Annotated in this window: 11 protein-coding genes; 7 read left to right on the top strand and 4 right to left on the bottom strand. The window is 70.7% G+C overall.

Annotated elements, in window-relative coordinates; all coding sequences use genetic code 11:
- The first annotated feature begins 34 nt into the window (after positions 1 to 34).
- Complete coding sequence (locus N7E59_RS03960) at positions 35 to 472, top strand: SufE family protein (RefSeq protein ID WP_261623711.1); 438 nt, start codon at positions 35 to 37, stop codon at positions 470 to 472.
- Here N7E59_RS03960 and N7E59_RS03965 read toward each other — a convergent pair.
- Entirely contained in the window at positions 462 to 1847 is a 1386-nt protein-coding gene (locus N7E59_RS03965; RefSeq protein WP_261623608.1) for an alpha/beta hydrolase family protein, read from the bottom strand. The genes N7E59_RS03960 and N7E59_RS03965 overlap by 11 nt on opposite strands.
- Before the next feature lie 221 nt (positions 1848 to 2068).
- On the opposite strand from N7E59_RS03965, the gene msrB reads away from it, so the two are divergent.
- The 6 genes from msrB to N7E59_RS03995 all read left to right on the top strand — a co-directional run bounded on the left by msrB (position 2069) and on the right by N7E59_RS03995 (position 8350).
- Positions 2069 to 2479 (top strand): peptide-methionine (R)-S-oxide reductase MsrB, encoded by a 411-nt coding sequence (gene msrB, locus N7E59_RS03970; RefSeq protein ID WP_261623609.1) that lies wholly within the window; start codon positions 2069 to 2071, stop codon positions 2477 to 2479.
- On the top strand, positions 2472 to 3518 hold the full coding sequence (locus N7E59_RS03975; RefSeq protein ID WP_261623610.1) for a threonine aldolase family protein: 1047 nt from the start codon (positions 2472 to 2474) through the stop codon (positions 3516 to 3518). The genes msrB and N7E59_RS03975 overlap by 8 nt, the downstream gene beginning before the upstream one ends.
- Positions 3519 to 3746: 228 nt before the next feature.
- Complete coding sequence (locus N7E59_RS03980) at positions 3747 to 4391, top strand: DUF3000 domain-containing protein (protein WP_261623712.1); 645 nt, start codon at positions 3747 to 3749, stop codon at positions 4389 to 4391.
- Positions 4392 to 4401: 10 nt separating this feature from the next.
- The gene (locus tag N7E59_RS03985; RefSeq protein WP_261623611.1) at positions 4402 to 5652 is read left to right on the top strand and encodes an HRDC domain-containing protein; all 1251 of its coding nucleotides are present in this window, start codon (positions 4402 to 4404) and stop codon (positions 5650 to 5652) included.
- Between the two features lie 101 nt (positions 5653 to 5753).
- Positions 5754 to 7901, top strand: coding sequence for a 3-hydroxyacyl-CoA dehydrogenase NAD-binding domain-containing protein (locus N7E59_RS03990; RefSeq protein WP_261623612.1), 2148 nt, complete (start codon positions 5754 to 5756; stop codon positions 7899 to 7901).
- A 164-nt stretch (positions 7902 to 8065) separates the two neighbouring features.
- Positions 8066 to 8350, top strand: coding sequence for a Rieske (2Fe-2S) protein (locus tag N7E59_RS03995; protein WP_261623613.1), 285 nt, complete (start codon positions 8066 to 8068; stop codon positions 8348 to 8350).
- Between the two features lie 26 nt (positions 8351 to 8376).
- Here the strand turns inward: N7E59_RS03995 and N7E59_RS04000 are convergent, their stop codons facing one another.
- From N7E59_RS04000 to acnA, 3 genes are all read right to left on the bottom strand, one after another.
- Positions 8377 to 8874: a hypothetical protein gene (locus N7E59_RS04000; RefSeq protein WP_261623614.1), complete on the bottom strand. Its 498-nt coding sequence runs from the start codon at positions 8872 to 8874 to the stop codon at positions 8377 to 8379.
- Positions 8875 to 8913: 39 nt separating this feature from the next.
- Positions 8914 to 10923, bottom strand: a complete 2010-nt coding sequence (gene dxs / locus N7E59_RS04005) for a 1-deoxy-D-xylulose-5-phosphate synthase (protein WP_261623615.1) — start codon at positions 10921 to 10923, stop codon at positions 8914 to 8916.
- Between the two features lie 181 nt (positions 10924 to 11104).
- Positions 11105 to 13801: an aconitate hydratase AcnA gene (gene acnA, locus N7E59_RS04010; RefSeq protein WP_315942981.1), complete on the bottom strand. Its 2697-nt coding sequence runs from the start codon at positions 13799 to 13801 to the stop codon at positions 11105 to 11107.
- Positions 13802 to 14108: the final 307 nt, after the last annotated feature.

Consider the following 14108-nt stretch of genomic DNA (forward strand, 5'->3'; position numbering starts at 1 on the left):
ACAGGACGACCGGAACGGCGCCCCCGACACGCATATGCCGGCCGCCCTCGACGAGATCGTCGAGGAGTTCCGCGCCGTGGGCGACCGCGACAAGCTCGAGCTGCTGCTCGAGCTCTCACGAGAGCTCCCCGAGCCGCCGTCGAGCTATGCGGACCGGCTCGACGAGATGGAGCAGGTCGTCGAATGTCAGACGCCGCTGTTCCTGGCGGTCGAGTTCGACGATGCGGCCGGGACCGCCGACCTGATCTTCGCCGCGCCGCCCGAGGCGCCCACCACCCGCGGCTTCGCATCCATCCTCCATCAGGGCCTGAGCGGTCTGCGCTGCGAGGAGATCCTCGCCGCGCCCGACGACATCGCCGACCGCCTGGGGCTGAAGAGGGCCATCACGCCTCTGCGGATGCGTGGGATGTCCGCGATGCTGGCCCGCGTCAAGGCCAACGTCCGCCGACACACCCACTCGGTCAGCGGCTGACGCCGGCCCCTCGGTGGCGCTGCGCCTCGGACATGTGTGCCGGGGCGTCGCCGAACAGATCGGTGACCCAGGTGCGCACCTTGCGGTTCCACCGGTCCGGGGCGCAGTTGTACTCCTTGATGTGACGGGCGTCGGTGAACGGGACGTAGGTGACCAGCTCGTTGCGCTGGGCCAGGTCTCGCGAGGGACCGTAGGGCACGACGAGGTCGTCCACGCTGTGGAGGATGAGCGTCCGCACGTGCAGCTGGTCGGACCGGGCGATCCAGTTCATCGCCTTCAGATCGACCGGGGCACCGAGGCCCGTCACCACCCGTCCGGCCCTGTTGCTGATGTACCAGCGCCCCATCCGACCCACCAGGGTGGGTATGCGGTTCGCCCGGGCCTGGTGGGCGAGCACGTCCGTCCAGTCGATGACCGGCCCGGTCAGCACCAGTCCGCGCACCGCCGGTGACAGCCGCGAGCGGTCCGCCGTCTGCAGAGCGATCGCTCCCCCCATCGACCAGCCGAAGAGCAGCACATCCTCGGCGCCCTGGTCGAGGGCGTATCGGACGGCCACCTCCACGTCCTCCCACTCGGTGATGCCCAGTCCGTAGCGCCCGTCCGCGGCGTCCGGGGCCTCGCCGTCGTTGCGGTAGGAGATCAGCAGGGCATCGATGCCCAGCTGATCGGCCACCTCCAGGGCACGGATCCCTTCGGAGCGTCGTCCACCCCTGCCGTGGACCATGATCGCCCAGACCTTCGATCCGGCCAGCGGCCCGTCGGTCGACCGCGGTCGGACGTGCCAGGCCGGCGCCGGCCCGCCGGGCAGCTCGAGCACCACATCCTCAGCCTCGAATCCGGCCTCCTGGGGGGTGCGATGGGCCACCGAGGTCCACTGCCCGCGGACGGCGCGGCGCAGATCGCCGTCGTAGACGCGCTCCACCCGGCGCGCGATCGTCCCGTCGCGCGGCGCGAAGCTGGTGATCTCGGCGATGCGGGCGAAGCCGCGCCCTCCGTCGAAGTAGAGGCCGTAGGTCCCCTCCACCACGGTCTCCTCGGTCGCCGGCAGAATGATCTCATCGCCGTGGGAACCCCGCATCACAGCCAGGATCGGCATGTCTTCCGGGTGGATCCGCACCGGAGTGACGACGACCCGGGCGAAGTACCCTGCGGCCGCCGAGAGCAGAGTGCCGCCGAGGACCCCGGCGCCGACGCCCAACGTCGAGGATCGGAGCCACGGGGTCCGGGGCTCCGGCTCGGGCCCGAAGCGACGTCGCAGCGTCTCAGCCGTGCGGGTCAGTCCCGTGGCCGCCGCCTCTGCGCCGAGCCCCATCCCGTGCCAGGTCCGACGTCGGAGCTCCGCATACCAGGGCTCCTCAGCAGGGCGCAGTCGCATATCCGGTGTCCTCCGTGTGCTGGGTGCGGCGGCAGCGGGCGTACGGCGCTGCCCGTTCCCGCACCACACTACGTGTCGGGGACCGCTCCGGGCAGGGCCCTCGATCGCCCCCGCCCGCGGAGGCCGCCTGGTCAGGCGCCCGCGGCGGTGAGAGAGTGGGACACCGGAGCGCCGGGCCGCACGCCGCGGCACGCCACGCGCGACGTCACGAGGAGGACCCGATGGCAGAGCACGAGACGACCGATGAGCAGTGGCGCCGGCGGCTGACGCCCGAGGAGTTCCAGGTACTGCGGCGCGGCGGCACCGAGCGGGCCTACACCGGCGAGTACTGGGACAACCATGCCGCAGGGACGTACAGCTGCCGAGCCTGCGGAGCCGACCTGTTCACCTCCCGGGAGAAGTTCGACTCCCGCTGCGGATGGCCGAGCTTCTACCAGCCCGCCGCCGGAGACCGCGTGACCTACCTGCGTGACGGCTCCGCCGGGATGGAGCGCATCGAGGTCCGGTGCACACGATGCGACTCGCACCTGGGCCACGTCTTCTCCGGCGAAGGCTTCGACACCCCCACCGACAGGCGCTACTGCATCAACTCGCTCGCGATGCGCTTCGTCGAGGAGGAGTCCGATGGCTGAGGCTCCGGATCCGTCGTTCGCCTCCGACAACGTGGCCGGGGCCTCCCCCGAGATCCTCGAGGCGCTGACCGAGGCGGCCCGTGGAGCCGACGCCCCCTACGGCGACGACTCCGTCACCGCGCGGCTCGGGGAGGTGATCCGCGAGCAGTTCGGATCCCGGGCCGAAGTGCTTCCGGTGTTCAACGGCACCGGCGCCAACGTCGTGGCCCTGCAGGCGGCCTCCCCGCGGTGGGGAGCGGCGATCTGCAGCGCCTCCGCCCACATCCACCGCGACGAGGGCGGGGCGCCGGAGAAGGTCGGCGGGGTCAAGCTGCTCCCCCGGCCCGCCGCACATCTGGGGGTCGAGGACGTCCGGGAGGAGCTGCGGACCCAGGGCTTCGTCCATGCCGCACAGCCCACCGTGGTGAGCCTGACCCAGGCGACCGAGCAGGGGACCGTCTATCCGCTGGACCAGGTCGCCGCAGTCGCCGACGCCGCCCACGCGGCCGGGCTGACCGTCCATATGGACGGCGCCCGACTGGCGAACGCGGCCGCGGCGCTGGGCGTCGACCTCCGCACGGCGGTGACCGACGTCGGCGTCGACGTGCTCAGCCTCGGGGCGACGAAGAACGGCGCCGTGGGTGCCGAGGCCGTCGTCGTCATCGACCCGGACCGGGTGCCGGGCATCGACTACGTCCGCAAGGCTTCGATGCAGCTGGCCTCCAAGCAGCAGTTCCTCTCGGCACAGCTGGTGCGGATGTTCGGCACCGACCTGTGGCATCGTCACGCCTCCCATGCGAACCGGCAGGCCCGGAGGCTCGGTGAGGCCCTGGACCGCTGCCCGGGGGCACGTCTGGCCAGGGACCCCGAGGTCAACGCCGTGTTCGTGGAGGTCTTCGACGAGGTCGCCGCCGCCGTGCGCACACGCTACGTCTGCCACACCTGGGAGCACTCGGACGAGGGCCACCAGGTCCTGCGGCTGATGTGCTCCTTCGAGACCACCGATCGGCAGATCGACGACCTGGTCGCCCTGGTGCGCGGCGTGGGAGCGACCGACTGAGCCGACTCATCACGCGGCACGCCGTCGACGTCGAGGGCTGAGGACGGAGGACGCACCGGTGCCTCGGCGCGCCTGCCGAGGCACCGGTGCGCGGCTCCATACGCTGGAGTGGTGACCTTCTTCGGCCCCCTCGGATCCGGTGCGCTGCGCTCCCCCGCGCAGCGCCGCACCGACGCGCCGGGCTCCGACGCGCAGGGCTCCGACGCGCAGGGCCTCGATGCTCCCGGCATCGACGAGCTCCCGGAGGAGTTCCGCACGGCGCTGGGCGAGATCCGGCGGTCGGCTCCCCGAGCCGAGGCGCAGATCGAGGAGATCCCGGCCCCGCGCCGACTCGCCCCCTACGCCGTGGCGCTTCGTGCTGAGGTCGCCGCCCCCGATCCGCACCATCTCCGGACGGGCGGACCAACCGGGGCGGTGTCGGCGATCGGTGGGGCGGACGCTCGGGACTCCGACGACGAGGCCGAGCAGCTCGCTGCCGGACGCTTCATCCTGCTGCACGACCCCGACGGCCAGGACGCCTGGGACGGCACCTCGCGCGTCGTCATCTACATCCGGGCCGAACTCGACGCCGAGATGAGCAACGACCCCCTCCTCGCCTCCGTCGCGTGGACCTGGCTGGCCGATTCGCTCTCGCAGTACGGCGCCGTCCACCGACGAGCCGGCGGCACCGCGACCCGGATCCTCTCCGAGAGCTTCGGCGAGCTCGCCGACAGGGACGCCTCGAACACCGTCGAGCTGCGCGCGTCCTGGACCCCGGGCCCCGGCGCCCTGGACACCCATGTCGAGGCGTGGTCGGATATGGTCTGCTCATTCGCAGGACTCCCGGCGCTGCCCGACGGCGTCGTGGCCATGCCGACCCTCCGCAGGAGCTGAACTCCCCCGCATGAAGCCCATCGAGGATGAGACCGAGGACGAGCAGGACCGTCCCCCGCTGCTCACCGAACCCGAGGACGGCGTGCCCTTCGTCGTCGACGAGCCCCGAGGCCTCCTGCGCTGCGCAGAGGCACTGGCCCGCGGCCACGGCCCCGTCGCCGTCGACGCCGAGCGGGCCTCGGGCTTCCGATACGGTCAGCGTGCCTTCCTGGTCCAGCTCAAGCGCGAGGGATCCGGCCTGTGGCTCGTGGATCCCGAGCCGTTCGACTCCCTGCGACCGCTGCAGGAGGCCCTCGAGGGCGTCGAGTGGATCCTCCACGCCGCCTCCCAGGATCTGCCGTGTCTGGCGGAGCTGGGGATGCACCCCCATGCCCTGTTCGACACGGAGCTCGCCTCCCGGCTGGCCGGTCTGCCGAAGGTGGGCCTGGGGGCGATCGTCGAGTCCCTGCTGGGACTGCGTCTGGCCAAGGAGCATTCGGCCGCAGACTGGTCGAAGCGTCCCCTGCCCTCCGACTGGCTGCGCTACGCCGCCCTCGACGTCGAGCTGCTGGTCCAGCTGAGGTCCGAGCTGCAGACCCTGCTGGCCGCACAGGGCAAGACCGCATGGGCCGAGCAGGAGTTCGAGCACCTGCGCACCGCCCGAGCCCCGGCGGTCCCTCGCGCCGAGCGCTGGCGCAGGACCTCGGGCATCAACCGTCTGAAGAGTCCCCGCGGGCTGGCCGCGCTGCGCGAGATCTGGCACGCCCGCGAGGACCTGGCGGAGGGAAAGGACGTCGCCCCCAGCCGCGTCCTGCCCGACTCCGCACTCGTCGCGGCCGCCCGCGCCATGCCGTCCACCGTCCCCCAGCTGCTGGCGGTCGACGGCTTCCACGGCCGCGGTGCGCGGAGGGAGGCGCCCCGGTGGCTGCGTGCCCTCCAGGAGGGCTCCCGCTCCCAGGACCTCCCCAGCGCAAGGCGCCGGAGCAGCGACGAACCTCCGCCGCCCAGGACGTGGCGCGACCGCGCTCCCCTGGCCTTCCGACGTCATCGCACGGCCCGTGAGCGCCTGGGCGTGCGCGCCGAGCAGCTGCAGGTGATGCCCGAGACCCTGCTCCTCCCCGCGACGCTCCGCCAGCTGTGCTGGAACCCGCCGTCCGCCGTGGACCTGGACACCGTCTCTCGGGCCCTGCGGGACCTGGGGGCCCGACCGTGGCAGATCGAAGAGACCGCAGCCGTGATCACCGTGGCCTTCCTGGATCCGGACCCGCTGGAGGAGCTGTGACGCTGTGGCATGACGTGCTACTCGCCGGTAGCATGTGATCTGCCGCTCATCTCCGGCCAGGAGATCAGACCGTCACCCGTTCGTCTTCCGAGAGGACCACCATGACTGAGACGCCGCGCACGATCACGGCCGATGCCGCCGACTTCAGCCGGTTCGCCGACTTCGCCGAGACCTTCACCGACGAGGTCGTCACCCACAGCCGCCTCGAGGACGTCGAGCTGCCGGACGGCGGAGGCACCATGGCCCTGATCCGCCTGGACAACGACGACCCCCGCCGGCCCACCACCCTCGGGGCCCGTTCGCTGATCGGATTCGGCGAGGCGGTCGCCGGCCAGCTCGATCGTGCCCGCCGCGGTGAGATCGTCGCCCTCGGGGTGATCGGCACGCCCGGCTACCTCGTCGCCGGCGCCGACCTCTCGGCCGTCGGCCGACTCGAGTCCCGCGAGCAGGCCCGGACGATGGCCGAGCTCGGTCACCGCGCCTACGACCTGCTGGAGGACTTCCCCGTCCCCACCTTCGCCTTCATCAACGGTACGGCGCTCGGCGGCGGACTCGAGATCGCGCTCGCCGCCCAGCACCGCACCGTGTCGTCCTCAGCCCGCTCCCTGGGCCTGCCGGAGGCGTTCCTGGGGCTGATCCCCGGCTGGGGCGGCATCTGGCGTCTCCCCCGCCTGATCGGCCCGGAGGCTGCGGCACGGGTGATCTTCACCGACGCGCTCAACAACAACCGGACCATGAAGGGCCCGCAGGCCTACGAGCTCGGCGTCGCCGACGCGCTGTTCGACGCCGAGGACTTCGAGGCGGAGTCCCTGGCCTGGGCGTCCGCCGTGGTGCGACAGGAGGCGGAGGTCCTCGACCGACTCTCGGAGCACCGGGCCTGCGACACCTCGGACGAGGCCTGGGACCGTGCCCTGGAGCGCGCCCGCAGCACCGTGGCCGCCAAGATCGGCGAGTCGGCCCCCGCGCCCCAGCGCGCCCTGGAGGAGTTCGCCGCCGGACGGGGCCGGGACCGCGACGCCGAACGTGCGGCCGAGTGCGACGCTCTGGCCGACCTCATGCTCACCGACGAGTTCTCCAACACGATCTACGCCTTCCTCGACCTCGTCCAGCGCCGCGCCAAGCGCCCCGCCGGAGTCCCCGAGACCCCGCCGCGGACCATCTCCAAAGTGGGCGTCGTCGGTGCGGGGCTCATGGCGGCCCAGCTGGCGATGGTCTTCGCCCAGCACCTGCAGGTGCCGGTGGTGATCTCCGACCTCGACGAGGAGCGGGTCGAGAAGGGCCTCGACCACATCCGCTCGCAGACGCAGAAGCTCGCCTCCAAGGGCCGGATGTCCGAGGAGCAGGCCGAGGCGCTGGTCGGTCTGGTCACCGGCTCCACCGACAAGCAGGTCTACGCCGACGCCGACTTCGTCATCGAGGCCGTCTTCGAGGAGATCGGCGTGAAGAAGAAGGTCTTCGCCGAGCTCGAGGAGATCGTCGCCGACGACGCGGTCCTGGCGACCAACACCTCGTCGCTGTCGGTGACCGAGATGGCCGCGGACCTCCGACGTCCCGAGCGCGTCATCGGATTCCACTTCTTCAACCCGGTCGCCGTGATGCCGCTCATCGAGATCGCCCGCACCCCGGAGTCCACCGACGAGGCGATCGCCACAGCCTTCGACCTGGCCGCCCGGCTGCGCAAGACCCCGGTGCTCACCAAGGACTCCACGGCCTTCGTGGTCAACCGGATCCTGCTTCGGCTGATGGGGGAGGTGCAGCGGGCCTTCGACGAGGGCACCGATGCCGAGACCGCGGACTCCGCGCTGCGGCCCATCGGCCTCCCGATGAGCCCCTTCACCCTCCTGGCGATGGTCGGCCTCCCGGTCGCCCAGCACGTCACCGAGTCCCTGCAGGCGTCCTTCGGTGACCGCTTCTACGTCTCGCAGAACCTGCAGCGGCTCATCGACGCCGGAGTGACGGAGATCTGGAGCCGCGACGACGAGGGTCGGCCGCACATCGCCGAGTCCACACGGGCGCTGCTGACCCAGGGCTCGACGGCGCTCACCCGCGACGAGCTGCTCGTCGTCGTCCAGGATGCACTGGCCGAAGAGATCGGGCTGATGCTGGAGGAGGGCGTGGTGGCCTCGCCCAAGGACGTCGATCTGTGCCTGATCCTGGGCACCGGATGGCCGATGCACCGCGGCGGCATCACCCCGTACCTCGACCAGATCGGTGCGAGCACACGAGTCAACGGGCGACGGTTCCACTGAGCACGCGACCCGGAGCCGCGGCCGACCGCCCGCGACGCTCGTTCCTGCGCTCGGCCGCGGCGGCGGGCGTCGGCGCCGCCTGCGGCGGCCTGACCCTCTCCGGGTGCACCCGCGCCGACGAACCCGGGGACCCACAGGTCCACTCCGGGTCCGCGTGGGAGACGGTGCTCGACGCCGAGGAGCTGGCCGTCGGTGCGTCGGCGGAGGTCGAGGCCGGCGGACGTCGGCTGGTGCTGCACCGGTCCGCCGATGACCGGGTCCACGCCTTCGAAGCGGTCTGCACGCATGAGGGGTGCCGCGTCGAGGCCGAGGCCGAGCGCTTCCACTGTCCCTGCCACGGCTCGGTCTTCGGACTCGACTCCGGGGAGGCGGAGGCCGGCCCCGCACGGGAGCCCCTGCTGCGGTTCGAAGCCCGAGTCGTCGACGACGCCGTCGAGGTCCACATCTGAGAGCCCCTCGCCGGTGCGCCTGGGATTCAGCGCACGGTGATGTCGACCTTGGAGGCCGGGACATCGCTGCCGCGCAGAGCGGCCCGCGCCGCCTGCTGCGCCTTGGCCCGGTGGACCGTGCGGGCCTCCATGACCAGGGCGTGCGTTCCGTCGTCCTCCGACACCGCCTCGGGGTCGGAGAGCGCCCCGAGCCCGCGCCATGCCAGCTGGACCAGCACCGCCTGGTGCACCGACTCCGCGTTGCGCCGCTCAGAGGCGATGGGTGTCGGGCCCCGCAGGGGCAGGGTCAGGCGGAGGGTCCTCAGCTGCTCACCGGTCGGTGCGGCGTAGCCGTCCTCCGCGCACCGGGCCAGGAAGCCCTCCATCAGCGGGTCGGCGTCCTGCTCTGTGACCTGTTCGGCGGTCACCGTCCCATTGGTCCCGACGACGCCGTGATGCACGACGAACTCGCCCGCGGCGGAGTCGTACCAGGCTTCGCGATAGCACCAGCCCTGCTCGGGGTCACGGCGGTAGAGGGTGATCATCGGGTGAGCGTCTCCTCAGCGTCGGCTCGGGGCACAGCCTCAGAGGCTGCCCGGGTGGTGGTCGAAGCGGGGCATCTCCCCGGTGGGCAGCGACTCCCCCGGCAGGGGCCGGGCGAAGGGCACCTTGGTCCCGAGCACCTGGCCCACCGTGTCCTGGGCGATCTGCTGGGCGGTCATTCCCACACGTGTCAGGACCTCGTCGCGGCTGCCGTGCGAAAGGAACTCCACGGGAAGACCGACTTCGTTCAGCGCGGTGTCCACTCCGGCCTCACGCATGGACTGACGGATCCTGGAACCGACGCCGCCGGCACGGACCCCGTCCTCGAGGCAGACCACGATGCGATGGCGGGCGGCCAGTGAGACCACGGACTCGGGCACGGGCAGGACCCACCGCGGGTCGACCACGGTGGCGCTGATGCCCTGGTCGGCCAGCCGCTGGGCGACGTTCAGCGAGAGCCCCGCCGTCGTGCCCACCGAGACGAGGAGGACGTCGTGCCCGTAGCGCCGCTCCGGGTCTGAGGAGGAATCCGACTCCCAGAGGACGTCGACCCCGTCGTCGAGGCGTTCGATCGCGTCGATCTCCCCGTTGACCGAGCCCTTGGAGAAGCGCACGACGGTCGGTGCGTCGTCGACGGTGACAGCCTCGCGGAGCTCCTCGCGCAGGCGGGAGGAGTCCCGCGGCGCCGCGATCTGCAGCCCGGGGACGATCTGCAGCAGGGACAGGTCCCACATGCCGTGGTGGCTGGCGCCGTCGGGTCCGGTCACCCCCGCACGGTCGAGGACCACGGTCACCCCGGCACGGTGCAGGGCCACATCCATGAGCAGCTGGTCGAAGGCCCGGTTCAGGAAGGTCGCATAGACGGCGACGACGGGGTGCATCCCCCCGTAGGCGAGTCCGGCGGCCGAGGTCAGCGCATGCTGTTCTGCGATGCCGACGTCGAACACGCGGTCCGGGTGGGCCGCGGCGAGGCTGCGGAGCCCCACGGGGATGGTCATCGCCCCGGTGATCGCCACGATGTCCTCGCGCTCCTCGGCGATGGCGGTGATCTCCTCCTCGAACACCGAGGTCCACGAGCGGGCGCCGCCCCGGCTGACCGGCTCCCCCGTCTCCGGGTCGATGACCCCCACGGCGTGGAACTGATCGTTCTCGTCCGCTCGGGCCGGCGCATAGCCCCTGCCCTTCTCGGTCAGGGCGTGGACGATCACCGGACCGCCGTAGTTCCTGGCGTCGGTGAGAGCCTGCTCCATGGAGGCCAGGTCGTGTCCGTCGACCGGGCCGATGTACTTCATGCCGAGGTCCTCGAACAGACCCTGCGGGGCCCAGAAGTCCTTGGCGCCCTTCTTCGCGGCGTGCAGGCTGCGATACACCATCCGTGAGACGGTGCCGCCCTCCTGGAGGCGACGCCTGGTGTCGTCGAGGGTGCGTTCGTAGAACCTGTGGGTGCGGACCTTGTCGATGAAGGTCCGCCGCAGGGCGTTGAGCTGCTCGGCGACGCCGCCGACGGTCGGCGCATAGGAGCGGCCGTTGTCGTTGACCACGATCACCACCCGCCGATCCCTGCCGGCGGCGATGTTGTTCAGCGCCTCCCAGGCCATTCCGCCGGTCAGCGCCCCGTCTCCGATGACGGCGACGACGGAGCGGTCCGATTCGCCGGTCAGCACGCGGGCCTTCGAGATCCCGTCGGCCCAGGAGAGCGAGCTGGAGGCGTGCGAGGATTCGACGATGTCATGCACGGACTCCGACCGCTCCGGGTAGCCCGAGAGCCCGCCCTCCTGCCGCAGGGTGGTGAAGTCCTGGCGCCCGGTGACCAGCTTGTGGATGTAGCACTGATGGCCGGTGTCGAAGACGATCGAGTCCCGCGGGGAGTCGAAGACCCGGTGGATCGCCAGGGTCAGCTCCACCACACCCAGGTTCGGCCCGAGGTGACCGCCGGTCTTGGACACGTTGGCGACCAGGAACTCGCGGATCTCCTCACACAGGCGCTCGAGCTGCTCCTCGCTCAGCCGTGTGAGGTCCTGCGGGGAGCGGATCGTCTCCAGAATCGTCACGTCGATCCCGTCCTTCCCTTCACCCGTCGAGCTCGACGGGCCGTCGTCGTCCCGCGAGTCTACCGGTCCTGCCTGCGGCGACGTCGCAGACGACTCGGCGGGGCGGACCGATCCGCAGAGGATCGGTCCGCCCCGCCGAATGCGGGTCGACCGGGGCCGACTCAGGCGGTGCGCCCTCCGATCAGGCGACCAGCTGGCGCAGCACGTACTGCAGGATGCCGCCGTTCCGGTAGTAGTCGGCCTCACCCGGGGTGTCGATGCGGACGACCGCGTCGAAGGTCACGGTGTCGCCGTCCTCCTTCGTGGCGGTGACCTTCACCGTCTTGGGCGCGTCCCCGTCGTTGAGCTGGGTGATCCCCTCGATGTCGAAGGTCTCGAAGCCGGTCAGGCCCAGCGAGTCGGCCGACTCGCCGTCCGGGAACTGCAGCGGCAGAACGCCCATTCCGATGAGGTTCGAACGGTGGATGCGCTCGAAGGACTCGGTGATGACGGCCTGCACGCCCAGCAGCTTCGTGCCCTTGGCCGCCCAGTCGCGGGAGGAGCCGGAGCCGTACTCCTTCCCGCCCAGCACCACCAGCGGTGTTCCCTGCTCGCGGTAGTTCTCCGCCGCGTCGTACACGTAGGCCTGCGGAGCCCCGTCCTGGGTGAAGTCGCGGGTGAAGCCGCCCTCCACACCGTCGAGCAGATGGTTGCGGATACGGATGTTGGCGAAGGTGCCGCGGATCATCACCTCGTGGTTCCCGCGGCGGGAGCCGTAGGAGTTGAAGTTCTTCCGCTCGACGCCGTTCTCCAGCAGGTAGCGTCCCGCCGGGGTGTCCGACTTGAACGCGCCGGCCGGGGAGATGTGGTCGGTGGTGACCGAGTCGCCCAGCTTCAGCAGCACCCGGGCGCCCTTCACGTCCTCGACCGGTGCCGGCTCCATGGACATGCCCTCGAAGTAGGGCGCCTTGCGCACGTAGGTCGAGGCGTCGTCCCAGGAGAAGGTCGAACCTTCGGGGGTCTCCAGCTCCTGCCAGCGGCGGTCCCCGTCGAAGACGGTGTCGTACTTCGAGGTGAACATCTCGGTGTCGATGGACTCGTCGATGATGCTCTGGACTTCGGTCGGGTCCGGCCAGATGTCGCGCAGGAAGACGTCCTCGCCCTCGGAGTCCTGGCCCAGCGGGTCGTTCTCGAAGTCGAAATCCATCGTCCCGGCCAGCGCGTAGGCGACCACCAGCGGCGGAGAGGCCAGGTAGTTCATCTTCACGTCCGGGTTGATGCGTCCCTCGAAGTTCCGGTTCCCGGAGAGCACCGAGGTGACCGCGAGGTCGTTGTCCTGGATGGTCTGGGAGATCTCGGACTCCAGGGGCCCGGAGTTCCCGATGCAGGTGGTGCAGCCGTAGCCGACGATGTAGAAGCCCAGCTGCTCCAGGTACGGGATCAGACCCGACTTCTCGTAGTAGTCGGTCACGACCTTCGATCCCGGTGCCACGGAGGTCTTGACCCAGGGCTTGTTCTCCAGACCCTTCTCCACCGCATTGCGGGCCAGCACCGCGGCGGCCAGCATCACGTTCGGGTTGGAGGTGTTGGTGCAGGAGGTGATCGAGGCGATCGAGACCGCACCGTGGTCCAGCTCGAACTCACGTCCGTCCTCCATGGACACGCTCACCGGCTTGGTGGGGCGGCCCACCTCGCCGGAGGAGTCCTCGGAGTAGTTGTGGATGTCCTTGCGGAACTGCTCCTTGGAGTCGGACAGCTCGATCAGGTCCTGCGGGCGCTTCGGACCCGAGATCGCCGGCACCACGGTGGAGAGGTCGAGCTCGAGGTACTCGGAGAATCGCAGCTCGCGGGAGGAGTCGTGCCACATGCCCTGCTCCTTGGCATAGGCCTCGACCAGCGCGAGCTGCTCCTCGGTGCGGCCGGTCAGCCGCAGGTAGTCGATGGTGACCTCGTCGATCGGGAACATGGCCGCCGTGGAGCCGAACTCCGGGGACATGTTCCCGATGGTGGCGCGGTTGGCCAGCGGGACCGCGGCCACGCCCTCGCCGTAGAACTCGACGAACTTCCCGACCACACCGTGCTGCCGCAGCATGTTGGTGATGGTCAGCACCACGTCGGTGGCGGTGGCGCCGGCCGGGATCTCACCGGTCAGCTTGAAGCCCACGACCCGCGGGATGAGCATGGAGATCGGCTGGCCGAGCATCGCCGCCTCGGCCTCGATGCCGCCCACGCCCCAGCCCAGCACGCCCAGGCCGTTCTCCATGGTGGTGTGCGAGTCGGTGCCCACGCAGGTGTCCGGGTAGGCGCGCAGCACCCCGTCGACCTCACGGGTCATCACAGCACGGGCCAGGTGCTCGATGTTCACCTGGTGGACGATGCCCATCCCCGGGGGGACGACCTTGAAGTCGTCGAACGCGGTCTGGCCCCAGCGCAGGAATTGGTAGCGCTCCTCGTTCCGCTGGTACTCGATGTCCATGTTGCGTTCGATGGCGTCACGGTTGCCGAAGGAGTCGATCTGGACGGAGTGGTCGATGACCATCTCGGCCGGCGCCAGGGGGTTGACGCGGTCCGCATCGCCGCCGAGCTCGGCCACGGCCTCACGCATCGTGGCCAGGTCTACCACGCATGGGACTCCGGTGAAGTCCTGCATCAGCACTCGACCCGGGGTGAACTGGATCTCGGTGTCGGGCTGGGCGTCCTGGTCCCACTGCCCCAGCGCCGAGATGTGCTCGGCGGTGATGTTCGCTCCGTCCTCGTGGCGCAGAAGGTTCTCCAGAAGCACCTTCAGGCTGTACGGCAGGGTCTCATACCCCTCGACCGCATTGAGGCGGAAGATTTCGTAGTCGGCGCCGTCGACGTTGAGAACGCCTTTCGCTCCGAAGCTGTCCACAGTGCTCACTCGGGCTCCTCTATTCATTGCCGGACAGATGACGTCCGCGGGATCGGCACCCCGCGGACTCCGAGCCCTGAGTGGGTGCCGCCGCAGCGGGACCGGTGCGTCGAGGCCGCGACCGCCACGTGCGACGCAGGCGCTCCGGTGCGGGAGCGCCCGTTCCCGCCGCGCGTCGACAGCGATCGGGCCTGAGGCGCCTGTCCCTCATAGGCGCTCAGAGCCGTGACATGCACCATCCTACTCGGTCGCCCGGCGCCCGGACCGTCCGTGTCTCGGCCGGTCAGGCACCTGTCGGGCGTCCACGCGGTGCACG

The organism is Nesterenkonia marinintestina (genome assembly GCF_025420485.1).
Lineage (GTDB): Bacteria > Actinomycetota > Actinomycetes > Actinomycetales > Micrococcaceae > Nesterenkonia > Nesterenkonia marinintestina.

What these genes read in the sequence shown, in the direction of transcription:
- N7E59_RS03985 (WP_261623611.1), top strand. Translation starts at nt 4,402, where the DNA reads ATGAAGCCCATCGAGGATGAGACCGAGGACGAGCAGGACCGTCCCCCG.
- msrB (WP_261623609.1), top strand. Translation starts at nt 2,069, where the DNA reads ATGGCAGAGCACGAGACGACCGATGAGCAGTGGCGCCGGCGGCTGACG.
- N7E59_RS03990 (WP_261623612.1), top strand. Translation starts at nt 5,754, where the DNA reads ATGACTGAGACGCCGCGCACGATCACGGCCGATGCCGCCGACTTCAGC.
- N7E59_RS03975 (WP_261623610.1), top strand. Translation starts at nt 2,472, where the DNA reads ATGGCTGAGGCTCCGGATCCGTCGTTCGCCTCCGACAACGTGGCCGGG.
- N7E59_RS03965 (WP_261623608.1), bottom strand. Translation starts at nt 1,847, where the DNA reads ATGCGACTGCGCCCTGCTGAGGAGCCCTGGTATGCGGAGCTCCGACGT.
- N7E59_RS03960 (WP_261623711.1), top strand. Translation starts at nt 35, where the DNA reads ATGCCGGCCGCCCTCGACGAGATCGTCGAGGAGTTCCGCGCCGTGGGC.
- N7E59_RS04000 (WP_261623614.1), bottom strand. Translation starts at nt 8,874, where the DNA reads ATGATCACCCTCTACCGCCGTGACCCCGAGCAGGGCTGGTGCTATCGC.